Annotated in this window: 1 protein-coding gene; it reads right to left on the bottom strand. The window is 34.4% G+C overall.

Features of this window, described 5'->3' with window-relative positions:
* Positions 1 to 522 precede the first annotated feature (522 nt).
* Entirely contained in the window at positions 523 to 1,305 is a 783-nt protein-coding gene (locus AOQ32_RS08090; protein ID WP_199504901.1) for a hypothetical protein, read from the bottom strand.
* Positions 1,306 to 1,727 lie beyond the last annotated feature (422 nt).

The raw sequence follows: 1,727 nt of genomic DNA, 5'->3' as shown, positions 1-1,727 counted from the left end.
GCTGTGAAGTCTTCGACTTCATGCGCAAACAGCGTAGGGTCTGTTTTTCTCTTTATCCGAAAAAGGATTTCTTTATCAATCAATCTGTTTCAATCTTTTTTCTCTAAAGAACCAAAAGACTGTAGTTGACTTTCAAACGGCCCCCAGCCAAGGGCAGCAAGTTGTTGTGAGCAGAGAGAGCCCTTAAGTAAAATCTCAAAAAGAGAATACTTAAGGGCTTTTCCAAGGTATAGCTAAGTGCCATCGCTTTGCCAATCACTTGCTGGACGAGCTAATCTATATCCAATTATTCATTGCCCCTTGATCGTCTTTAGTATTTACTCAAGGTTTGGACGTGGTTTGACCGGAAACTTTCACCACCTCTGACGACTACATGTCTGTGCCTTGTTAGCTGTTAGGATAACGTCCCACAGCGAAGTAAAGGACGGCAAAATAAAAGACACCCAAGTAACCTAATCCTTGCGTGTCTTACGTAAAGTTATCCTTTTTTTGTTTGACTGGCCTATATTAACTTAATTATATTTAATGCCTAATCCCATATTCTAAATATGTTTCAATTGCATTTTTTGCATTTTGAAAAGTACAACCAGCCCCATGATTTTTTTGAACAACCACAATTTTCTCTTCAGGGACTTCTGATATATCATTGTAATCCTGAAAATCATTATTAGAGTTTTTTTCTAATTCTTCAAATATCACTTGTTCAATGTCATCGCGATGTTTTGAATTCATATCTATCACGTTAAACTTTTCTTTATCATCATTGAAAGTTTTACTTCTTTCTAGTTTACGCAAATATGGAATTACATTATTGATAATAATTGCATTAATTTTTTTCTGTTCCTTTACAGTTGGGCTCTTATGTTTATTAAACATCTTCAACATAAATTCATAATTATCCTCAGAATCATAATTCTGATCTTCAAATGCTCCCCTATCAAATAAATATTTTAGCAATTTTTTTGAAAAAAACTTTTTACTTAATGTAATAAAATTTTTATTTTCCAAAGCATGCAAAAGCTTTAATTGCTTTTCTAATGTTTCTACTTTTGCATTCAAATCTTCACGTTCAAACTTTTTTATACAACTACTACCTATTGGTGAAAGTTCATTACCATTCTTATCGTTACGAATCGTGTAAAGGTAATATAAATTATCTTGTCCACAAACACATTCTCCATCGGCGTTTCGGGCAGTATCAAATCCAACTACTGACCATTCTTTTACGGCTTCATCCCAATTACTAGCCTCAGAATTTTCAATAACCGTCCAAATAAGCTGTTTAACATAATTATTATTTTGCAATAGACTAACCTCCAATTTCACAAATAAGCATACGCATAATCTAAAACTTAACAACAAATGAACTTTTTAACATTTAATATATAACTTTGTATATTTCACATCAACTGGATCAGTAGCTTCACCGATATTTGAATATCCTTATTTCAATAAGGATATTCAAATAGTATGCCATACAAAACCCATTTTGCGACATCATGGGACGAAAGTTTCTTCGCATCAATACGATTTGGATTGAGCTATGTTATATTGTTTTATTTTCGCCCCCCTACCAAGGGCAGCAAGTTGTTTTGAGCAGAGAGAGCCCTTAAGTAAAGTCTCAAAAAGAGAATACTTAAGGGCTTCCCCAAGGTATAGCTAAGCGCCATCGCTTTGGTCAAGTCGCTAACATCGTTTAAAGAGCATTCTGCCCACTCTCCCGTTGC

This window comes from Fructobacillus tropaeoli (assembly GCF_001047135.2).
GTDB lineage: Bacteria > Bacillota > Bacilli > Lactobacillales > Lactobacillaceae > Fructobacillus > Fructobacillus tropaeoli.
The sequence above is the reverse complement of the archived record's forward strand: the minus strand, read 5'-3'. Positions and strand labels throughout refer to the sequence as shown.